At 61.9% G+C, this 21,558-nt stretch carries 18 protein-coding genes; 4 read left to right on the top strand and 14 right to left on the bottom strand.

Features of this window, described 5'->3' with window-relative positions; all coding sequences use genetic code 11:
* Window positions 1–72: 72 nt before the first annotated feature.
* A complete protein-coding gene (gene ldcA, locus ACZ5Z2_RS13005; protein WP_464759014.1) occupies window positions 73–993 on the top strand; it encodes a muramoyltetrapeptide carboxypeptidase in 921 nt (306 codons plus the stop codon).
* 16 nt (window positions 994–1,009) lie between these two features.
* On the opposite strand, the gene coaE is transcribed toward ldcA, so the two are convergent.
* The 4 genes from coaE to pilB all read right to left on the bottom strand — a co-directional run bounded on the left by coaE (window position 1,010) and on the right by pilB (window position 5,743).
* The gene (coaE, locus tag ACZ5Z2_RS13000) at window positions 1,010–1,618 is read right to left on the bottom strand and encodes a dephospho-CoA kinase (RefSeq protein WP_464759013.1); all 609 of its coding nucleotides are present in this window, start codon (window positions 1,616–1,618) and stop codon (window positions 1,010–1,012) included.
* Window positions 1,615–2,472 (bottom strand): prepilin peptidase, encoded by an 858-nt coding sequence (locus ACZ5Z2_RS12995; protein ID WP_464759012.1) that lies wholly within the window; start codon window positions 2,470–2,472, stop codon window positions 1,615–1,617. Before ACZ5Z2_RS12995 ends, coaE begins: the two co-directional genes overlap by 4 nt.
* 122 nt (window positions 2,473–2,594) lie before the next feature.
* Window positions 2,595–3,872 (bottom strand): type II secretion system F family protein, encoded by a 1,278-nt coding sequence (locus tag ACZ5Z2_RS12990; RefSeq protein WP_464759011.1) that lies wholly within the window; start codon window positions 3,870–3,872, stop codon window positions 2,595–2,597.
* A gap of 149 nt (window positions 3,873–4,021) precedes the next feature.
* Entirely contained in the window at window positions 4,022–5,743 is a 1,722-nt protein-coding gene (gene pilB, locus ACZ5Z2_RS12985) for a type IV-A pilus assembly ATPase PilB (protein ID WP_464759010.1), read from the bottom strand.
* Between the two features lie 136 nt (window positions 5,744–5,879).
* On the opposite strand from pilB, the gene ACZ5Z2_RS12980 reads away from it, so the two are divergent.
* The 3 genes from ACZ5Z2_RS12980 to galE are packed head-to-tail and all read left to right on the top strand — an operon-like array spanning window position 5,880 to window position 8,933.
* The gene (locus tag ACZ5Z2_RS12980) at window positions 5,880–6,734 is read left to right on the top strand and encodes a glycosyltransferase family 2 protein (protein WP_464759009.1); all 855 of its coding nucleotides are present in this window, start codon (window positions 5,880–5,882) and stop codon (window positions 6,732–6,734) included.
* Window positions 6,727–7,959, top strand: coding sequence for a glycosyltransferase (locus tag ACZ5Z2_RS12975; RefSeq protein WP_464759008.1), 1,233 nt, complete (start codon window positions 6,727–6,729; stop codon window positions 7,957–7,959). Before ACZ5Z2_RS12980 ends, ACZ5Z2_RS12975 begins: the two co-directional genes overlap by 8 nt.
* A complete protein-coding gene (gene galE, locus ACZ5Z2_RS12970) occupies window positions 7,959–8,933 on the top strand; it encodes a UDP-glucose 4-epimerase GalE (protein WP_464759007.1) in 975 nt (324 codons plus the stop codon). The genes ACZ5Z2_RS12975 and galE overlap by 1 nt, the downstream gene beginning before the upstream one ends.
* A gap of 73 nt (window positions 8,934–9,006) precedes the next feature.
* Here the strand turns inward: galE and ACZ5Z2_RS12965 are convergent, their stop codons facing one another.
* The 10 genes from ACZ5Z2_RS12965 to ACZ5Z2_RS12920 form a co-directional block, all read right to left on the bottom strand.
* Window positions 9,007–10,116, bottom strand: a complete 1,110-nt coding sequence (locus tag ACZ5Z2_RS12965; protein WP_464759006.1) for a glycosyltransferase family 4 protein — start codon at window positions 10,114–10,116, stop codon at window positions 9,007–9,009.
* A gap of 3 nt (window positions 10,117–10,119) precedes the next feature.
* Window positions 10,120–11,217, bottom strand: a complete 1,098-nt coding sequence (glf, locus tag ACZ5Z2_RS12960) for a UDP-galactopyranose mutase (RefSeq protein WP_464759005.1) — start codon at window positions 11,215–11,217, stop codon at window positions 10,120–10,122.
* Window positions 11,218–11,241: 24 nt separating this feature from the next.
* Window positions 11,242–12,174, bottom strand: coding sequence for a glycosyltransferase (locus ACZ5Z2_RS12955; protein WP_464759004.1), 933 nt, complete (start codon window positions 12,172–12,174; stop codon window positions 11,242–11,244).
* Window positions 12,171–13,181 carry a glycosyltransferase gene (locus tag ACZ5Z2_RS12950; protein ID WP_464759003.1) on the bottom strand — a complete coding sequence of 337 codons (1,011 nt, stop codon included), beginning with the start codon at window positions 13,179–13,181 and terminating at the stop codon, window positions 12,171–12,173. Before ACZ5Z2_RS12950 ends, ACZ5Z2_RS12955 begins: the two co-directional genes overlap by 4 nt.
* A 7-nt stretch (window positions 13,182–13,188) precedes the next feature.
* Window positions 13,189–14,631 carry an O-antigen translocase gene (locus tag ACZ5Z2_RS12945; protein ID WP_464759002.1) on the bottom strand — a complete coding sequence of 481 codons (1,443 nt, stop codon included), beginning with the start codon at window positions 14,629–14,631 and terminating at the stop codon, window positions 13,189–13,191.
* Window positions 14,628–15,731, bottom strand: a complete 1,104-nt coding sequence (locus tag ACZ5Z2_RS12940; protein WP_464759001.1) for a DegT/DnrJ/EryC1/StrS family aminotransferase — start codon at window positions 15,729–15,731, stop codon at window positions 14,628–14,630. Before ACZ5Z2_RS12940 ends, ACZ5Z2_RS12945 begins: the two co-directional genes overlap by 4 nt.
* On the bottom strand, window positions 15,728–16,669 hold the full coding sequence (locus ACZ5Z2_RS12935; RefSeq protein WP_464759000.1) for a WxcM-like domain-containing protein: 942 nt from the start codon (window positions 16,667–16,669) through the stop codon (window positions 15,728–15,730). Before ACZ5Z2_RS12935 ends, ACZ5Z2_RS12940 begins: the two co-directional genes overlap by 4 nt.
* Before the next feature lie 59 nt (window positions 16,670–16,728).
* Entirely contained in the window at window positions 16,729–18,708 is a 1,980-nt protein-coding gene (locus ACZ5Z2_RS12930; protein WP_464758999.1) for a tetratricopeptide repeat protein, read from the bottom strand.
* Window positions 18,705–20,894 (bottom strand): tetratricopeptide repeat protein, encoded by a 2,190-nt coding sequence (locus tag ACZ5Z2_RS12925; RefSeq protein WP_464758998.1) that lies wholly within the window; start codon window positions 20,892–20,894, stop codon window positions 18,705–18,707. The genes ACZ5Z2_RS12930 and ACZ5Z2_RS12925 overlap by 4 nt, the downstream gene beginning before the upstream one ends.
* 65 nt (window positions 20,895–20,959) lie before the next feature.
* Window positions 20,960–21,397, bottom strand: a complete 438-nt coding sequence (locus ACZ5Z2_RS12920) for a pilin (RefSeq protein ID WP_464758997.1) — start codon at window positions 21,395–21,397, stop codon at window positions 20,960–20,962.
* Window positions 21,398–21,558 lie beyond the last annotated feature (161 nt).

Below are 21,558 nucleotides of genomic sequence, written 5' to 3'. Positions count from 1 at the left end.
GCCATGCACCGGTCATGCCTTGCGCGCTGCCTGCCCGCATAATCCGGGAATCCCAGCCGCTCGACCGTAGCCATGCCAGCCACCCGCGTCCGCCTGATCGCCCCTTCCGGTTACCCGCACGATCGCGCCGCGATGGCGCGCGGCGTGGATCGATTGCGCGAAGCCGGCTGCGCGCTGGAGGGCCTTGAAGTGCTGGATCGCACCGAGCTGCGCTACGCCGGAAGCGATGCCGAGCGCGCAGCCGACATCAATGCGCTCGCCACGCTGGACACGCTGCCCGATGTCGCGCTGGCCATCCGCGGTGGCTACGGTGCCACGCGCCTGCTGGAACACCTGCACTACGACGCGCTGCGCGAGCGGCTGTCCGGCACGGACACGGTGCTGGTGGGCCACAGCGACTTCACCGCGATCCAGATGGCGCTGCACGCCAAAAGCGGACTGGTCACGTTCGGCGGCCCCATGCTCGGCCCCGATTTCGGCGCGGAAGCCCTGAGCGGACTGACCCTGCCGCACTTCTGGCGCACCATCCGTTCGGCGCAGGGCAGTGCCGAATGGAACAGCAGCGGCGGGCACGCGCTGGATGTCGAAGGCCCGCTGTGGGGCGGCAACCTCGCGATGATCTGCAGTTTGCTGGGCACGCCGTATTTTCCGCGCATCGACGGCGGCATCCTGTTCGTGGAGGACGTGGGCGAACCGCCGTTCCGCATCGAGCGGCTGCTGTACCAGCTGCACCTGTCCGGCGTGCTGGGGCGGCAACGTGCCCTGATCCTTGGCGACTTCACCGACTGCCGACCCAGCACCTACGACAACGGCTACGGGCTGGCCGAAGGCTTTGCGCAGATCCGTCGCGTGGTGGATCTCCCCGTGCTGGACGACCTTCCGTTCGGCCACGCGCCGGACAAGTTCACACTGCCGTTCGGCGTGCCGGTGCGGTTGCGGATGGACGGTGGGCGTGCGCGGCTGGATTTCGCCGGTTATCCGCACGTCTCGTAACGGCGCCCGCTTGCTTCTATCGGGCGGCGGCCAGCGCGAGATAGCGTCGGTGCAGCGCGGCTACGGCCGCATCCAGCGCAGCCTCGTCGCTGCTGTTGTCGATCACGTCGTGGGCCAGCGCGAGCCGCTGCATGCGGTCGGCTTGTTGCGCCAGCATGCGCCGGGCCAGCGCCTCGTCGATGCCGTCGCGGGCGATCAGTCGGGCCAACTGCAATTCCACCGGGGCATCGACCAGCAGCACGCGGTCGATCCAGTGGTAATGCGCGATGTTCTCGGCCAGCAGCGGGATCGCCAACAGGCAGTACGGCGCCGTGTCGGCCAGTGCCCGTTCGTGCAGCCACTGGCGCACGCGCGGATGGACGATGGCTTCCAGCGTTTTCCGTGCCGCAGGATCGGCGAATACGCGGCGGCGCATCGCCGGACGATCCAGCCGGCCGCCGTCATCCAGCACCTCGCTGCCGAACGCGGCAACCACGGCGGCCAGGCCTTCGCTGCCTGACGTGACTACTTCGCGCGCGGCGATGTCCGCGTCGTGCACCGGCACGCCCAATCCGGCGAAGCGTTGCGTCACCGCGGTTTTGCCGGCGGCGATGCCGCCGGTGAGGGCGATGACGTAACCGCTCACCGAAGGCCCGTGAGCTGCAGGTAGGCGTGCAGCAGGCTGTCGCCGGCCACGAACCACACCCAGCCGGCCATTGCGATGAAGGGGCCGAACGGCATCGGCACGCCGCTTTCGTGGCGGCGCAGTGCGATCAGGCCGCCGCCCACGATGGCCCCGATCAGCGAGGAGATCAGCACGATGGGCAGCAAGGCCGTCGGCCCCATCCACGCGCCCAGCGCGGCCAGCAGCTTGAAGTCGCCGTGGCCCATGCCCTCCTTGCCGGTGAGCAGCTTGAACAGCCAGTACACGCTCCACAGGCTGAGATAGCCGATGGCCGCGCCGACGATGGCGGCGGGCGTGGCGATGAACAGGGCTTTCAGCGCCAGCAGCAGTCCCAGCCACAGCAGGGGCAGGGTGAGCTGGTCGGGCAGCAGTTGCGTGCGGAAGTCGATGCCCGAGAGCGCGATCAGCGTCCAGGTGAGCACGAGCCCGGCCAGCGCCGGCCAGGTCGGGCCGAGTTTCCACACCACGACGGCGCTGAGCACGCCGCTCAGCAGCTCCACCAGGGGGTACTGGATCGAGATCTTCGCCTTGCAGTAGCGGCAGCGCCCGCCAAGCAGCAGCCAGCCGAACAGCGGGATGTTGTCTGCTGCCGACAGCGGATGCTTGCAGTGCGGGCAGTGCGAAGGCTCGCGCACGATACCGGGCGGCAGAGCTTCGTCGAGGGCTTCCAGCTCCAGCACGTCGCGCGCCTCACGCCGCCACTCCGCGGCCATGCGCTCGGGCAGGCGCAGGATCACTACGTTGAGGAAGCTGCCTACCAGCAGGCCGAGTACGGCAGTGAGGGCGACCCAGACGGAGAGAGGCAGATCGGGCATGCGTGTCGGACGATGGTTGCGGAGCGCTCAGAGCTTACGGTGTCGCCGGCGGGAGCGCACCCGCGCGATCTCGTGCACAGAGAGCGCCAATCGCGTGCTGGCGCGTTCCTGTGGCGAGGCGATCAGAACGTGCCGGCGAGCTTGAAGATCGGCAGGTACAGCGCGACCACCATGCCGCCCACCACCACGCCGAGGATCACCATGATCATGGGCTCGAGCAGGGTGGAGAGGGTGTCGACCGCGTTCTCGACCTCTTCCTCGTAGAACTCGGCAACCTTGAACAGCATGTTGTCCAGCGCGCCGGATTCCTCGCCGATGGCGGTCATCTGCACCACCATGTTGGGGAACAGACCGGTCTGCTTCATGGCGAGTTGGAGCTGGTGGCCCACCGAGATGTCGTCGCGCATCTGCTTCACCGCGTCGCCGTAGACCACGCTGCCGGTGGCGCCGGACACCGAGTCCAGCGCCTCCACCAGCGGCACGCCGGCGTGGAAGGTGACGCCCAAGGTGCGGGCGAAGCGAGCAATGGCTGATTCGCGCATGATTTTGCCGAACACCGGCAATTTCAGTGTCACGCGGTCGAGGAAGTGGGCGAACTTCACCGAACGACGCTTGCCGGCAATCAGGCCAATCACGCTGCCGACGACGACGAGGATGATCAGCCACCACCAGCTCTTCATGAACTCCGAAGCGCTGACCACGAACTGGGTAGGGGCCGGCAGGGCGGCACCGGCTTGTTTGAAGGTTTCCGCGAACACCGGTACCACGAACAGCAGCATGATCATGCTGACCAGGAAGGCCACCGCGATCACCATGACAGGGTAGAACAGCGCCTTCTTGATCTTCTTCTTCAGCGCCTCGGTACGTTCCTTGTAGGTGGCCACGGTGTCCAGCACCGTATCCAGCACGCCGGAAGCTTCGCCGGCGCGCACCAGGTTGCGGTACAGCTCGTCGAACTGCACCGGATAGCGGCCCAGCGCTTCGTGCAGCGCCTGGCCGCCTTCCAGGCCCTGCTTCACGTCCGTGAGGATGTTCTTGAAGCGGACGTTCTTCTGGCCGTCGGCGATGATGTCGAAGGACTGCACCAGAGGCACGCCGGACTTCATCATGGTGGCGATCTGGCGGCTGAACACTGCCACGTCGCGGGGCTGAACCGTTTTGCCAGCGGAGCCGAACAGTGGCTTGGCGCGTTCCTTCACGGTCTGCGGGTTCATGCCCTGGCGGCGCAATTCCGCCTTTACCAGCGAGGCGTTCTTCGCCGGCATCTCGCCCTTCATGCGCTTGCCGCGCTTGTCCAGCGCCACCCACTCGTAGGTGGTGAGCTTGCTGACGGCGGCACGCTCGGCGCCGAGCGCGCGCGTGTCTTTCTTTGCGGTTGCGGTTGCGGATGCCGTGGCCATGCGCTGTCCCCTGGTGATGCGTTCCGAGCAGGTCGTTCGAGCCACGGAACCGTTCTGATACCGTAGCTTACGTCATTTTCCTGCCGTAAAACCGTGGCGCCTGCCGCAGCTTCGCGGCAAAACCCGTCCGACGGTGGCGAGTGCTGCCGTCAGTCCTTGGTCACGCGGTCGATTTCGGTGAGGCTGGTGAGGCCTTGCTTCACCTTGAGCAAGGCCGAGGCGCGCAGGTCGTTGATGCCGGCGGCCCGGGCCACTTCGGCGATCTGCAGCGCGTTGCCGCCTTGCAGCACGATTTTCTGGATATCTTCCAGCATCGGCATGACCTGGTAGATGCCCACGCGGCCCTTGTAGCCCTCGTTGCATTCGTCGCAGCCCACCGCCTCGTAGATCGTGAGCCCTTCGTCGATGTCCTTCTGGGTGAAGCCGGCGTCCAGCAGCACCTGCGGCGGCAGGTTCTGTTGCCTCTTGCAACTGTGCAGGCGGCGCGCCAAGCGCTGGGCGATGATCAGGGTGACCGAGGAGGTGATGTTGTACGGCGCGATGCCCATGTTCATCAGGCGCGCGATGGTCTGCGACGCGTCGTTGGTGTGCAGGGTGGAGAGCACCATGTGGCCGGTCTGGGCGGCCTTGATGGCGATCTCGGCGGTTTCCAGGTCGCGGATCTCGCCCACCATGATCACGTCCGGATCCTGGCGCAGGAAGGAGCGCAGCGCGCTGGCGAAGGTCATGCCGCGCTTGGCGTTCTGCTGCACCTGGTTGATGCCCTCGACGCGGATTTCCACCGGGTCTTCCGCCGTGGAGATGTTGCGCTCGGCGGTGTTCAGCATGTTGAGGCCGGTATACAGCGACACCGTCTTGCCCGAGCCGGTGGGGCCGGTGACCAGCACCATGCCGTAGGGCTTGTGGATGGCGTCGATGAAGAGCTTCTGCTGATCCGGCTCGTAGCCCAGCTTCTCGATGCCGATCTTCGCCGCCGAGCCGTCGAGGATGCGCAGCACGATCTTCTCGCCGAACAGCGTGGGCAGGGTACTGACGCGGAAGTCCACAGCGCGGTTCTTGCTGAGGTTGAGCTTGATGCGGCCGTCCTGCGGCACGCGCTTTTCCGCGATATCCAGTTGCGCCATCACCTTCAGGCGCGAGGAAATGCGGCTCGCCATTTTCAGCGGTGGGCTGGCCACCGCTCGCAGCATGCCGTCCATGCGCAGGCGCACGCGGTATTGCGTCTCGAACGGCTCGAAATGTATGTCCGAGGCGCCGCGGCGGATCGCGTCCACCAGGATCTTGTTGACGAACTTCACCACCGGGGCGTCGTCGTTGGCGTTGGCATCGATGCCTGAGGGGCCTTCCTCGCCGTCGCCGCCTTCGGTATCCAGCTCGGCGAAGTCTTCGCCGCCCATGTCGGGCATCACGTCGTGCATGCTGCTGAGCGCGGCGTCGATGGCGCGGTTGAGCTGGACGCGCTCGACCAGGATCGGCTCCACCATGCAGCCGGAGTGGAACTTGATTTCCTCCAGTGCGTTCAACTGCATGGGGTCGGCAATACCCACGAACAGCCGCTTGCCGCGCTGGAACAGCGGCAGGGCGCGATGCTTGCTCAGCAGGGCTTCGCTGATCAGGCTGGTCGGCAGTTGCGCCGGATTCATCGCGGCCACGTCCAGCATCGGCATGCCGAACTCCTGCGAAGCCAGTCGCAGCAGGCGCAGGCCGTCCACCAGGTTCTTGTCCAACAGCCACGAGGTCAGGGTGATCCGCTGCTGGGTGCTTTCCTGCACCGCCTGGCGTGCGTCCGCCTCCGGCAACAGCCCTTCGGTTACCAGCCGACGAGCCAACCCGGTGAGCCCGGCAAGCGGTGTTTGCATAGCAGATGACATGAGTGTCGCCCCCGATCCTTTTTCGGGTCGAATCTACCCCAGTCGGCTCCGCAGGTCATCCATGTGCTGCGATCACCGGCGCAGTCGTGACGCCGGCTTCACGCTATGATTCCAGGCAACCTAGGGGAACCCGCCGTTGAACCGCCTCAGCATCATCCTGCCCGCCAAGAATGAAGCCCCCGCATTGGCCGGCTTGCTGCCGCGCCTGCGCGCAGCGCAACCCGATGCCGAGATCATCGTGGTGGACGACGGCTCCACCGACGACACGCGCCGGGTTTGCGCCGAGGCAGGTGTCGCCTGCCTGTCTTCACCGTATTCGATGGGCAATGGCGCAGCCATCAAGCGTGGCGCCCGTGCAGCCCGCGGCGAAGTCCTGGTGTTCATGGACGGCGATGGCCAGCACGATTCCGCCGACGTGGCGCGCCTGCTGGCCGAGCTGGACGAGGGCTACGACATGGCGGTTGGCGCCCGCGACTGGGGCAGCCAGGCCGGAGTGGGCCGGGGCGTGGCCAATACCCTCTACAACTGGTTGGCCACCCGCATGACGGGCCATCAGGTGGCCGACCTCACCTCCGGCTTCCGCGCCGTGCGCGCAGACAAGTTCCGCGAGTTCATCCATCTGCTGCCCAACGGCTTCAGCTACCCCACCACCAGCACCATGGCGTTCTTCCGCAGCGCCTACCCGGTGGCCTACGTGCCGATCAAGGCGGCGCAGCGGGTGGGCAAGAGCCACATCAAGCCGATCAAGGATGGCGTGCGCTTCCTGTTGATCATCTTCAAGATCGCCACGCTGTATTCGCCGTTGAAGCTGTTCGTGCCGGCGGCAGCGGCGTTCTTCTTGCTGGGCTGCGCCAACTACGCTTGGACTTTCATGCACGAAGGGCGCCTGACCAATGGCAGCACGCTGCTGTGGAGCGCTGCCGTGGTCGTATTCCTGATCGGTCTGGTGTCCGAGCAGATCACGGCATTGACGTACCGGCGCAATGACTGAAACCGCACGCCCCACTGTGCTGGTGCTGGCATCGACCTATCCGCGCTGGAGTGGTGATCCCGAACCGGGTTTCGTGCACGAGCTTTGTCGCCGGTTGAGCTCGTGTTTCGAGGTCATCGCCTTGGTGCCCGACGCGCCGCAAGCCGATGCCAGCGGCATATTGGACGGAGTGGAGGTGGTTCGTTTCCGCTATGCCCCGCGCCGGTGGCAGACACTGGTCAACAACGGCGGCATCACCACCAACCTGCGCCGGCATCGCTGGAAATGGCTGTTGGTGCCAGGCTTTGTGCTTGGCCAGTATCTGGCGGCACGGCGGCTTCTGAAGCAGCGCCGGATCGGTGCCATGCATGCGCATTGGCTGATTCCGCAGGGGATGATTGCTCGCCATCTGCAGCGCGCGACCGGGGTTCCCTATTTGCTGACCTCGCATGGTGGCGATCTGTTTGGCTTGCGGGCGCGCTGGCTGGAGGCGATCAAGCGGCGCGTGGCGGGCTCGGCCGCGGCCATGACCGTCGTCAGTACAGCCATGCGTGATGAGGCGCAGCGCCTTGGGCTGCAGCCGCCGAAGTTGGCCGTGCTTCCCATGGGCGTCGATTTGCGTCAGCGCTTCGTGGCTGATGCCCATGTCGACCGGAATCCGGATGAGTTGCTGTTCGTTGGTAGGCTCGTTGCGAAAAAGGGGTTGACCCATCTGTTGGATGCTTTGCCGCTGGTATTGGCACGCAGGCCTGCAACGAAGCTGACGATTGCCGGCTTTGGTCCCGAGGAGTCGGCGCTGCGGGAGCAGGCGGCGAGCCTGGGCCTGGCCGGGTGCGTATGTTTTCTTGGCGCCAAGCCGCAGACAGAGCTGCCGGGGCTTTACCATCGCGCCGGAGTTTTCGTGGCACCTTTCATACGTGACGAATCGGGCAACCAGGAAGGCCTGCCGGTGGTTTTGATGGAAGCCATCGGCTGCGGCTGTCCGGTCGTCGTTGGCAAGGTGGCCGGTATCAACGATCTGCTGGGTGACACGGCCAATGAAATATGCGTCGACGCGGCGGATCCACATGTTCTGGCGACGGCGATTCTGGCGGCCCTGGACGATCCGGCAGAGGCGCAAGCGCGGGCGCTGCGAATCCGTGACGCAGCCGTCGGCCGAATTGACTGGCAGGTCATTGCTGGCGGGTATGCGCAGTTGATCAAGGGGTGCTTGCGCAGCCCGGCCGGTTCGAAGGAGCCCGAGTGATGCGCATCCTGGTTTGTGGCGGCGCTGGTTACATTGGTGCGCATATGGCCAAGCGACTGGCCGGGGCCGGTTGTGACGTGACGGTGTTCGACAACCTGTCGACAGGCCACCGCGACGCCGTGCGTTGGGGTGAGTTTGTCGAAGGTGACCTGCTGGACGCCGAGGCGCTGAAAGGCTTGTTCGCGGGACAAAAATTCGATGGCGTCATGCACTTTTGCGCAATGTCGCAGGTTGGCGAGTCGGTGCGGCAGCCCTACCTGTACTACCGCAACAACGTAGCCGGCAGTTTGAACCTGCTTGAAGCTATGCGGCACGCTGAGGTTGATCGTCTGGTGTTCTCGTCCACAGCGGCGGTTTACGGTCAGCCCACGAACGGTGTGCTCGACGAGGCGCACCCCACGGTGCCAATCAATCCTTATGGGGCCAGCAAGCTCATGGTGGAGCGGATGCTGCAGGATGCCGCGCAGGCCTATGGGCTGCGTTCGGTGACATTGCGCTATTTCAACGCGGCGGGCGCGGATCCGGAGGGCGAGATAGGTGAGTCGCACTCGCCCGAAACCCACCTTATCCCGAACGTGCTGCGGAACGCCCTGGGACAGGGCGATGGCTTGCAGGTCTACGGCAACGACTACGCCACGCGCGATGGAACCTGCGTGCGCGATTACGTGCACGTGGTCGATCTGGCGGAGGCGCATCTCCTGGCATTGCGCCACCTCGACCATCACGCGGGTGCGCACCAGTTCAATCTGGGCAGCGGTGTCGGCTGCACGGTGATGGAAATCATCGAAGCGGCGCGGCGGGTCACTGGCCGCGCGATCGAGTTCGCGCTGGCTCCGCGACGCCCCGGCGATCCGGCAGCATTGGTGGCGGATGCGACCCGTGCCAGGAGCGTTTTGGAATGGCAGCCTCGCTTCATCGATGTGCAAGACATCGTTGAAACAGCATGGAGGTGGCACTGCGCGCCGCGCTACTGAAGGTGCGCGTAACCGGTGCTCGCTTTGCGCGTGCCGTGCCGCCTTTCAGTGATCCTGGAGACTAGCCTGGTCGTCAGCCCACACCAGCAATGTGCATGATGCACTCGTTCATCCGGCCCACGATCTGCGCCCAGTCCTCAATGGCCACATCCGCAAATTTCGGCGCCTGTGCTTGTGCCCGCACGGCACGCACCAGATCCGTTACCGAGTCGGCGTCGTAGAGGCTGTCGGGCACGTCGGTCAGCAGGTCGGGCATCACGCCGACGCGGGCGGCGACGAGCGCTAGGCCGCAGGCCATCATCTCGTAGGCTTTCTGCGGAAAGCAGTAACGGCCGAACGGCGTGTCGCGCAGATAGATCACGCCCAGATCCAATGCGCCGAACAGCTTCGCCGTCGTTGCATGAGGGAGTTGCCCGAGGTAGTGCACGCGGCCTGCTCCCGGAGGCGGTATGTCGCATGGGCCGGCCAGCACAAGGTGGGCTTGCGGCAGTGCCCTGGCGATTTCGGGCCATGCTTCGTACAGCGTTCCGATGCCTTTGTCCTGGTACAGGCCGCCGGCAGTGCCGATTAGCAGGGCGTCCGGTGGCAGGCCTAATTCGTGCCGGCTCTCCTGTTTGTCGTACTGGCGGAAAACCTGTTTGTCCACCGCGCTTGGCATTGCCATCACATGACCTGCGGCGCCGTACGATTCGACCACCAGCCGGCGCAGCGGTTCGCTGGTGGTGGTGACCAGTGCCGCCGCGCGCACACCGCGGCGAAGTGCGCCCACCATGCCCGGGATGCGCGCCTGCCCGAAACCTTCGAAGTTGTCGTAGAGGTCGGCGACATAAGGGATGTCCAGCTTGCGCGATAGCCATGCGCCAAGCGCGACGTGGGGTATGTCCGAGGTGCCGATCAGTGCATCTGGCTTGAACTGCCGCAATTCTCCGAGCAAGCGGGCTGGGTAAGCGGCTAGGCTGGGCACGATCCATTTGCCCAAGGGGCGTGAGTGCCAAGTCAGGCTTCCAGGGGAGGCTTTGTGCACCCAATTTCCCGCGTCGTGGCCTTGGTAGCTCAGGCAATAGCCTCTCACCTCGTGGCCAAGGCAAGCTAGTTGCCGTGGGATCTCATAAAGCCGTGCATAACGGTCAAGGATCACGTCCTTGCCCATGTAGCGGCGCTTGCACAGGAAGGCTACGCGCATGAATCAGCCAATGATCCGTTTGGCGGCAGCCAGCGCGGCGCCGACGACTTGATCCATGTTGTAGTAACGGTACTGCGCCAGCCGCCCAACGAAGGTGACGTTCTGCTCGTCCTTGGCCAGCGCCTCGTAACGCTGGAACAGGGCTTCGTTCTCCGCGCGCGGCACGGGGTAGTACGGGTCGCCCTCGGCCTGTGGATACTCGCGCACGATCGACGTGCCGGTATGCTGCTGCCCGGTCAGGTGCTTGAACTCGGTGATGCGGGTGTAGGCATGGTCGTTCGGATAGTTCACCGTACCCACTTCCTGATATCGCGAGGTGGCGGCCAGGTGCTCGTGCTCGAAGCGCAGTGACCGATAGGGCAGGTGGCCAAAGCGGTATTCGAAATAGGCGTCGATGGGCCCGGTATAGACCACGTGGTCGAAGCCGCTGCGCTGCCGCACGTCGGCAAAATCCGCGCCCAGTTCCACCGTGATGTTCGGATGGTCGAGCATGGCTTCGAACATCTTAGTGTAGCCGTGCAGTGGCATTGCCTGGAAGGTATCGGTGAAGTAGCGATCATCCGTGTTCGTTCGCACGGGGATGCGCGCTGCTACTCCCGCCTTCAGCTCGGAGGGATCCAGCCCCCACTGCTTGCGCGTGTAGTGCAGGAAGAACTTCTCGTACAGGTCGCGCCCCACCGAATTCAGCACCACGTCCTCGCTGGTCAGCGTCGGTTCGCGCGGCTCACGCACGCGCTCGAAGTACGCTGCAGCGCTTGCTTCATCCAGATCCAGTCCGTACAAGCGGTTCAGCGTGTCGCGATTGATCGGGAACGGATACGACACGCCATCCACCACCCCGCGGACCCGATGTTCGTACGGCCGCCACTCGGTGAAGCGTGACAGGTACTCGAAGATGCGCTCGCCATTGGTGTGGAAGATGTGCGGGCCGTAACGGTGCACCAGCACGCCGTGCTCGTCCAGCTCGTCGTAGGCATTGCCGGCGATATGGGGCCGCTTGTCGATGATGTGGACGTGGTGACCGGCCTCGGCCAGTTCGCGGGCCATGACGCTGCCGGCGTAGCCGGCGCCGACGATGAGGAAATCCATCTGTTGCCTCATGGATATGTTCAAAGAGGTTGCTGATTATTGCCGAATGCCCCACCAGATATGGCGTGAGCCTTTGATGCCCAGTAGACCATCCACCAAGCCGGCACAGAATGCTCCCAGTTGTGCAAGCTTTTGTGGTTCAAAACGAAGGGCAACGAACAATCGAACAAAAGATCCGGGAATCGTTTGGGTCAGCAATCGGAAGCCGTAGTACTTTCGGGCGATGAGGATCCGATTGCGCGTGTCGTAGTAGCGCTTCCATGGTGTAAGACTGAGGTAGGAAATGTTCTTGCCAAGAATCTGCCAGACTCGGACGTCAGCCTTGGGGTGTTCGATGTGACTCTTTCCAGCGATGATGATCTGCGCTCCCATACGCTGTGCGCGCACGCAATATTCAATATCGTCAGCGGCAATGAAGAAGCCAGCATCAGGTAGCCCTATTGCACGCACCAGATCACAGTGAATGAGAAATCCAAGGAACGGCAGTGACTGAACACGTGCTCTGTCAGGTATCTGCGCCAGATGGTTCACCACGTGCTTTTCTGGTTCGAGTAACGTGGTAGACCAGCAGATGTCCTCACCGTGCGCGGCGACTGATCCATAGACATCGGCCGGATTCGTGGCGACCATCATGAGCTCAGCCAGAGCCGTAGGGTGCGGCTCTGCATCGTCATCCATCAGCCATATCCACTGGGCACCTGCATTCATGGCCTGCTGCAAGCCATGCTTGAATCCGCCGGCGCCTCCAGTGTTCACCTCGAGGCGTACATATTCGACTTGCATACCAGCATGCTTGGCGTAGTCCATCATTGCTGTAGAAGTGTCGTCGGTGGACGCATTGTCGACAACAATAATCATGTCTGGGGGGAAATCCTGCCGGCATAACGCTACCAGGCAGCAAAGAAGCAGTTCCTGACGGTTATGGGTGACGACGACGGCACATACCCGGGGATTGGTCTCGGTAGTCATGTGTGGATTCCTCGGTGCCGCAAGGTCTTCAGCCAGAAAAGAAAGCGATGAAGTCGTGGAAGCGCGAGCAGTAACCCCGGCCAAAGAGCTGAACGCCAGTGACCCGATCGCTTGGCGGCGGAAATATAGTAGCCAAGGGCAAAGCGGCGACGCTTAGAGGTATGAAGAGCAAACACAGCCGCCGTATGTCGCCGTTTGGCCGCTTGTGTTGCGAATTGATCGCTGCTGGAGCGAACATCTGCGAGAATTTGCCTGCTGACCCAGTAGTTGGCCCGAATCCGATGACGCAACCGCTTACTGTGTCGATCGAAATCTTCACCCGCCAGTTTCCTAGGAAGCCAGACCGAAACGTTGACTCTGTACTGAACCAGGGCCTCGTTAATCGTTGCGACGCCCCCCAGGAGGCTGGCACGGACGGTGAGTGGGATATCCTCCACGTCCAGTTCCCGCTTTAGAGGGCCAAAATGGCGCATTACCTCGGGGGAGTAGGCGGCGCATGCTCCAAGTAGGAGCAGTTGGCTAGGGGAGTCATAGCCGATCAAACGATCAGCTCTTGGTTCCAGCGTGTCGAGGGCGGTCGCGAAACTGCCGCGGTTCCTGCCAACGGCGTCAATGGCCTGTGCTCGGCAATACACTGCTGAAGGCCTCTCATCACTGTTAGTCCAACGAGCCGCCGTCCGGGAAATCCTGTCCGGCAATGAAATGTCGTCACCAGCGGCGAGAACGATCAGCTCACCATTGGCCAGTTCGAATACTTGATTTACATGTCTGCCTATGCCTAAGTTCCGTTGGTTGACGTTCAGAAACGTCTGGTGGGGGCCCTTATAGCGGCTCAGTATTTCCTTCACGATATCAACGGATCCATCGGTCGATCCATCGTCAGATACTATAATTTCCAAGCGTGGATAGGATTGCGCAAGCGCCGCCTCGACAGCTTCGCCTACGTAGGATTGCTGGTTGTAAACGAGCACCACTAAGCTTACGAATGGGAGAGGTGGCTCAATCATGGGCGACCTAGGTGCGTTGTCTGAGCATGTGCCTTATCGACCAAGCTGTCGCTAATCCAGCCACGGACGTTAGCAGCAGGCCTGTTGGAAGCGCTGCGGAAGGATAGGTATGGTTGACTACTGAGAGAGTTATGATGGCCACGGGCGTCGAAGCGATAATGAGTTGGTTGGATCTGTTCCAGAGTGAACAGATCTGAGTACGAGTTATCGAGTACACGAGCAAGAGATATATCAGGTAGGAGCTTGCAAAGCTGATACCCGTTGCCTCGATCCCAAAGTGATCCAATAAAAGCCAGTTGAGCGCTACATACAAGACATTCCAAGCAAGTTCGGCAAGGAAATAGGCGCGGGGCTTGTTTGCAGCAAGTAGGAGGAAGCCAAGAGGCCACGCGGCAAGCTTGAACACATCTCCCAGGATCTGCCATCGCATGACGCTCACTGATGGCTCGAAGTCTGCTGCGTAGAGCAGACGGATGATCCATGGTGCCAGCACAAACAGTGCTAGAAAGATTGGGCAGGCTGCTACAAACGCCACTGTGGTTTGCTGGTTCAGGAGGCGCCTTGACGCATCGTGATCCGCGATCATCGCCGAAAGTCTGGGAAAATAGTCCACTGCCATTGCGCTCAGGACGAAACCGATATAGGTCATCGATATCGACCATGCAGCCTGGAAATGACCCATGGCTTCTGGGCCGAGTTTGTGATTGATGGCACTGCGTACGAGTAACTGTGATGTACTGGCCAGTGCCATGCTAGAAGACAATGCCAATCCTAACTTGATGATAGGCCAGACGTAGCTCAGGGTGTCTTGGATGGGCGCTTTTGAAACGACAGTTCGGCTACGGAGGACAAGATACGCCGCAAGTGCGAGCGTAACTATCTGCAATGTCGGAGAGCCGCTCACGATGCCAGCGTTGCCGTACATGTGCGTAAGCAACAGCAGCGTTGCACCGGAAACCAGGCTGCCCGAGACCGTCACCTTGAATAGATCCCAGATATTCCCCATGCCAGTTAGTTGGGCAACATAACTACTTGCGATGACGGCCAGAAAGACTGACAGTGCAAGCCAGCCAATTGCGCCGGACTGTGTCGGGTCGCTGAAGATCCAAGTGGCTAACTGATGGCGAAAGCACCACAGGAAAAGCCCAGCTATGGTGGCAAACCCCAAGGATATCCATCGAAGCGCCGTCGACGCCGCCGCGACGGCCTCCCAATCGTTACGTGCCTTCGCTTCGGCGATGAACTTTATGCCCCCGCCTCCGACGCTAAGCGCATTGCAGACTGCCGCCACAATGGTACCGTAGAGCCCCATGAGGCCGACCCCATGGGGGCCGGCTTGAATCGCCAAGCCCTTGGAGACCACGACTGCCATGGCGATGGTGATAACCGATGCCCCCCCAATGACTGATGTGGAGCCGATCAATGCTCTGTAAGGGGTCGGGCGAGTCATCTGAAGCCAAGAGTGTTAGCTGTCACTTCGCATACCCTGTATGCGTTCTCGATGCTCAAGTGCGGGCCGATGGGAAGGCTGAGCACCTCATTGGCCAGCCTCTCGGCAATCGGTAGGCTTCCAACCGGATAGCCGGCGTCCGCGTAAGCGCGTTGCATGTGTGGTGCTAAGGGATAGTGAATCAAGGATCCGATACCCGAGTCATTAAGTTTGCGCCTCACCGAGTCGCGGTCTTTGATCTTTACCACGAACAGATGCCAGACCGGCTCGGCATAAGCCGAGACGTGAGGGAGTACCAAGTCGATATGCCTCATTCTTGCTAAGTACAGCTCCGCAATTGATTGGCGGCGTCGGTTCCATTCGTCGAGGTGCTTGAGCTTGACGCGAAGTATCGCCGCCTGGATGGGATCGAGACGACTGTTGATTCCCTGGACTTCATGGACATACTTTTCTCGGGAACCATAGTTGCCGAGAACACGTATGCGATCCGCGACGTCTGCGTGATGGGTTGTTACGGCACCACCATCTCCAAGGCCGCCGAGGTTCTTGCCGGGGTAAAAGCTCCAGGCAACAGCATCCCCGTGTGCACCCACACGTGCGCCGTTGTAGCGAGAGCCGTGTGCTTGCGCAGCATCCTCCAAAACTCGGATGCCTCGACTCGCGGCGATTGCCAGAATTGGCTCAAGATTGACCGGCTGGCCGTAAAGATGCACGGGAAGAATGCAACTGGTTCGTGGGGAGAGGGCTTCCTCTACAAGGGCGGGGTTGAGATTGTGTGTTCTCTCATCAGGCTCCACGGGAACTGGGGTCGCTCCACATTGGCTTACCGCGAGCCATGTCGCAATATAGGTATTTGAAGGGACGATTACTTCGTCGCCGGGTTTGACGCCGAGTGCAAGCAGTCCAAGCCGCAGGGCGTCGAGGCCGTTGCCAACGGCAACACAGTGCCTGGCCCCGCAGTATGTGGCGAACTCTCGTTCAAAGGATTCCACCTCTTCGCCGAGGATGTAGGTTCCGCTGTCGAGGACGCGTCGAATGGCCTCGTCAACCTCGTGCCGAAGTTCCGCATAAGCGGCATGGACGTCAAGGAATGGGATCATCGACGATGACCCACGATTTCAAGGAAATCCTCGTAGTTCCTGATGTAATCATCAGACTCGTAGTAGTCCGATGCGAGAACCATCAACACTGCGTCAGTTGAGTATTTGTATTGGATTGTCCATGTCATTTCCGGTAGGTAGAGGCCCAGGTTGGGTTTATCCAAGGCAAACTCTTCGCGTGTCACACCATCGTCAGCGATGACTGCACACGAACCCCTCACGCATACCAGGAATTCCTTGCACATGATGTGTGCATGCTCGCCACGTGTTTCTGCGTTAGGTACGTCGAAAACGGTGAAATACCGTTTTGGCGCGAATGGGACGGTTCGCATGAACTCGCCAACGCTCAGCGAACCTCGCATGTCACGAACCAACGGCAACTGGTGTAACGTGACACTTTTCACCCGGGTCGGTATGGTCTCTGTCGTGGCGCTTGATTCTGCTTGTTCAGTGGGGGAGGGGCCCTTTTCCGTGCTGACGTAGCCGACAATCCTTGCCGGGTTTCCATGAACGATTGCCCGTGGTGGAACGGAGCGTGTTACCACTGAGCCTGCACCCACCATGGCTTTTTCGCCTATGGTCAAACCCGGCAAAATGGTGGCGTTAGCCCCGATAGATGCGCCGTCCTTTATGACCGTTCGGCCGAGTTCTTTCGAGTGATCGCCACTCCTAGGAAATTTGTCGTTGGTGAATGTGGCATTCGGGCCGATGAACACATCATTGCCAACTTTCAGTCCATTCCAGAGTTGAACGCCGCTCTTCACGGTCACACGATCACCGATCATGACATCCTGCTCGACGAAGACCTGTGAGCATAGATTGCAGTCACTTCCTATTTGAGCGCCGGGAAGAACGACAACAAACTGCCAGATCCTCGTTCGGGATCCTATTTGATCCGTCTGCACATCCGCCAAGGGATGAATGTAACTATTATTCATGACGGTTCCCCGGTGCTTGTAACGGTTTGTGACAACATGCAACACCCTGGCCGATTGCCTCAGTCGAGCAGTTTTTCCAGATCCCTGATGCTGGGATCCAACCTTCCGCCTATATCAAGTGTCCGCAGCCCTTGCAGTGCGACATGTGCTTCGTTCTTGCGTCCTTGCGCAGCCAGCATTCGCACAAGAGTGATTCGATAGGCCGGTTCGTTCGGGGCCGTCTTGACGGCATCCGCAGTCATGCGCTCGCCGAGTTCGTGGTCATCCAGCACATTCCATGCATAGTCGCCGTACATCGATAGCAGCCGGGCGCTGGGAGGCTGATGCGACAGGGCGGCCACGTAGGCATCAATCATGCGGGCTTTGGACAAGTCGCAGAGATCTTCGCGCATGCACTGTGTCAGCGCGCCAAGCGAACTCTCGTCCTGCACGCCGGGTCGGTGGGCCTTGAGCTTAGCAATCAAGCTGTCCCACCACGTATCCTTGATCGGCAGATGCATGCGTGAGTTCATGAAGATCAGCGCCTGTTCGGGGAGGATAGATGCTTGTGGCAGAGCTGCAGCCTTTTCCAGTGGTTCGTAGGCCAGCCTGGTGAAGGGCGAGGCGGGATCGTAGTTCGAGTAGATGATGTATGTGCGGCCTAGCTCGTATTGGGCACGCGGCGAATCGGGAGCGCGCTCGGCCAGCGTTTCTGCCAGCATAAGCGGATTGCTCCAGGACGAGGCGGTGATGGAGGTTTGCACTATCCACAGCAGCAGCACGCCACCCAGCAGGACTCGACGCGGCAGAGCCATGAAATGCGACATGGGCACCGCGAGCAAGGGCACCACGGCCAGCAGCAGGCCAAAGCTGGCGAAGTAGTTGCGATGCTCGTAAACCAGCTCCAATGGCAAGATGGTGCCGGTGAGCAACTGGCAGCCGAGAAACAGCGCGATGCCGAGAGCAACCAGCGGCTGGCGCGGGCGTAGCCATGCCGCAAGCATGATCAGCCCGGCCAGAACGACAATGCAGGCAAGCGTTGTCCAGGGTGAAAGAAGCCCGGTCGAAATGGTGAAATCGTCGTGGTAGAACGACAATGCATGCGGCGTCGGCCATAGCGTCCAGACTATGTAGTCCACCACGATGCGCGCTTCGCTGAGCAGACGGGTGCCAAGCGTGAAGTTGCGGGTCGACCAGTCTCCCGGGCTGGCGATTTGCGGTGCCAGCCATGCCAGGCCAATGACGAGCGGCAATGCCAGAATCACGATGAACAGTGTGGGCATGCGCCAGTCGCAACGTCCGTCATGCGAGGAGAAGCGGAACAACGCCCATTCGACCAGGAACGCATAAAGCGGCAGCATCACCGCCGTTTCCTTGGCGAGGGTGCCGACAGCGGTGGCGAGAGCGACACTGATGGCGCATAGGCAGAAGCCGCCCCGGTTTGCCGAAGTGCCGCCGGCGGACGATCGGGCGGTTGCATTGGCGAGCATGCGCCGGCGCCCGGCCACGTAGCCAACCAAGCCAAGCATCACGAACAGGTTCGCCAGGCTCTCCATGCGCTGCACCACGTACAGCACGCCGGTGAGGTTGATCGGCAGCAGCATCCACCCGCCGGCGATCAATGCGGCGACGGTGTCTGTATGTGTTTCGACTGTCTCCCTTGCCGGAGGTGTTGCGCGGGATCGGGATGCGGACAGCAGCATCCGCGCGAGCAGAAACACCAGCGCGCCGTTTAGGAGATGGATGACGAGGTTGGCCAGTTTCCAGCCGAATGGATCCAGGCCGCCGATCAGGTAATTCGCAGCGAAGCTAAGCGACGACAACGGGCGCTTGAACTCGCTGGACGGCGAGGAGAGCGCCGCGCCAACCAGCGATGGCAGGCTGGCGTCGTGCGGTTGCACGCCATGGTTGTCCACGATGTTGGGGTAGTCGTCGAACAGCCAGCTACCGGACAGGCCTGGCCAATAGATCGCGAGCGTCACGGCGAACGCGATAAGCAGCAGCCACCAGCCCGTGCGATTGTTCGATGGCGTGTGTGGGTGCTCGGGTGTCTGGTTCATTCGGTGGTGCGGGTCTGATGGGAGGCGTCGTTGCGCAGTGTATCGCGTAGGTGCGCCAACTCCTTCGGCCAGTATTGTTGGTGCTCCAGTACCCAGGCATGGACGCGCGGCATGCCGAATCCGGGGCGGTAGTTCTGCTGTGGCTCCATGGCAAGGTGGTCGAGGTGGGCCAGGCCTTGGCTGGGGAAGCCGGCTGCACCGAGCAACGAGGCCTGTTTAAGTGCGGCGGCGATGCGCACCTGCTCGTCCAGCGCACGGTTGAACTCGGTTAGCGCGGTATCTGCGTCGCCTTGCAGCAGGGCCAAGTGACCGAGCAGATAATGCAGATCTTGCTGACGGCCCGGGTTGCTGGCCAGATACGGGTTGGCCAGCGCTGCATGCAGCAGGCTATGCAGCGTGGCATAACTCAGCTGCGGGCAGGGTGGGTGCGCTACCTGCCCCATCGCCCGATCGAACCAACTCACCAGCAGGGCACCTGGATCACGGGTGGTGCGCAGGGCGTGGCGTGATGCCGCGATCGTCGCCTCGTCGACATGACCGACTATGCACTGCGCGCCGAACAGGTTGATGGCCAACTGTACTTGGTCGGGTGCCTTGGCCAGTGCTGGGAGCAAGCGCTGCGCGGCACGTTTGGGATGGCCCGCCACCATCTCCACTTGGGCGGCATTGGCCTGCGCGCGTGGTGACTCGGGATTGAGGCGTGCCCACAGCAGTGCCTGGTCATGGCTGTTACCCCACAGGCTGGCTCGAGCGTGAGTCATCAGCCCCAGCCCAAGCAGGATCAAGGCCGCCAGCGCCAGCTTGGCCCTGTTGGCGGCCTTGCGGGCTCTCGCGGTCGTGTCGGCGGATGCGCTCGCAAGCTGAGCCTTGCCTTGCGGCGCGCCACGAGAAACCTCCGTCGCTTCGGTGAAAGCAGGGGCCCCGCGCCTCCAGGCACCTGAAAACCAGGATGTGGAGCCACTGTTTGCGCAGGAAGGACGAGGAAGGTTGGCGGGGTCTGGCAGACGCACGTCGCACAACCACAGCGCTAGCGGCCAGAACATCGGCATCGCAGGCAGGTAGTTGCGGTGCTCGAAGTACAGCTCCAGCGCCACGGTGCTGGATTCCAACGACTGGCCCACGAAGTAAAATAGTATGGCCAGCGCCAGCGCGGGCCAGCGCCGACGCAGCAAACATCCGCTCGCGATCAGGCCGGTGACGGCCAGGATCGCCGGCAGTGTCGTCGCGGGCGACCACAGCGACGTGGAAGCCTGGACATGATCGTTGAACAGTCCTGGCGTAAACGGCCGGGGTAGCCACAGCAAGTCCAAGTAGTCCAGCAGCACGCGGGGCTCGGTCAGGAGGCGCTGACCCAGTGTCCACGGTCGTATCGCGGAAATACCACGGGTCATGCCGCTCCAGCCCTCGTACAGCAAGTAACCGCCGACCAGCGCGACTGGTAGCCACGCTAGCGGCAACATGGCGCGGTGGTACATGTGTTCGGCGTGCGAGGTCGTGTGGTTGGCCACTCGCGACACGCTGGCACGTAGGAGCGTGTACTCCACTACCAGCGTCAGCGCCGGCAACAGGATGCCGTTCGCCTTGCTCAGTACGCCAAGCAGGGTGCAGCCGCCCAGGCTCAGCGCCATCCACGCGGCGCCGCGCCAGTGGCACCCCCTCAGCATGAGGCGGCGACCACGCAGCCAGCCGAGTAGGCCAAGCAAGGTAAACGTGGCTGGCAACATCGCTTCGCGCTGCACTATATAGAGCGTGGTGGAGACGAACAGTGGATGCAGCAGCCAGAACCCGGCGCCGATGACGGCAGCCAGGTTGATACGGCGGCTGTCTTGGGTCTTGAATACCGTGCGTCCTAGCTTGCACAGCAGCAGCGCCAGCAGCACCCCGTTGAACAGGTGCAGGATCAGGTTCGTGCGCTTGAAAGGATAGGGATCGGCCGGCCAGTTATGGGCGTCGATCAAAAACGTCAGCAGGGTCAGTGGCCGCCCGGTGGGATCGGCGGTACCAGAGGTGATGTAGCGCCAGAAAGTGGGCCAGGTGTCGACGGGGCCAGTGGCGCCGAGCGCGGGCAGGTTGCTGTAGTCGTCGAACAGGAAGCCGCCATGCAGGCCAGATCCATAGGAGAGCCACCCCAATCCGATGATCAGAAGCAAGAGCAATGATGTTGTCAGCGGGAAGCGCGGACGCATAGCGATAATCCGGAAAAGAAAGGGCCGCACTTGGCGGCCCTTCCAACACATCGACTATGCCGGGATTACTGACGGCAGGACGTCGGCAGATACTTGGGGAGAATGGTGCCGCCCTTGCAGTGCCATTCGATGCTGCCAGCGTTGGTGACAGCAGAGAAGATCAGCGTGCTGCTGCTGATCGCGCTGTTGGCCTTGGGGCCGGCGTACGAAACGGTGATCTTGCCTTGCGTCGTGCCGACATTGACCGCGCTCACATACTGACCCTTGATGCTCGCGGCCGTTGCGAGGCCTGCGGAAGCATTGGTCTGCGGAAAATGGCCGGTATTGCTGTAGAACTCGGCCATCGCAGTCTTGGAGCCGTCCGCAAGAACGGAGCCTTCCGACACCTGCGAACGAACCAGGTAATCCTGGTAAGCGGGGATGGCGATGGCGGCGAGGATGGCGATGATCGCAACCACGATCATCAGTTCGATCAGGGTGAAGCCCTTCTGCATATTCTTCATGGTGGTTCCTCTTTCGTTAGTTAGCTAACCGGTGATGCCCCCTGAGCCCCAGCCCTGAATCCCCCTAGGCAGGATCGGACTCCATACTCGTGGTCAGGAACGACCAGGAAGCTCGCGGAAGATGAAGCAGATTGCATGCCACACCTGCCGCTGGTGTATTC

This window comes from Rhodanobacter sp. G1, assembly GCF_055397855.1.
This window is presented reverse-complemented; position numbering and strand designations above follow the sequence as displayed.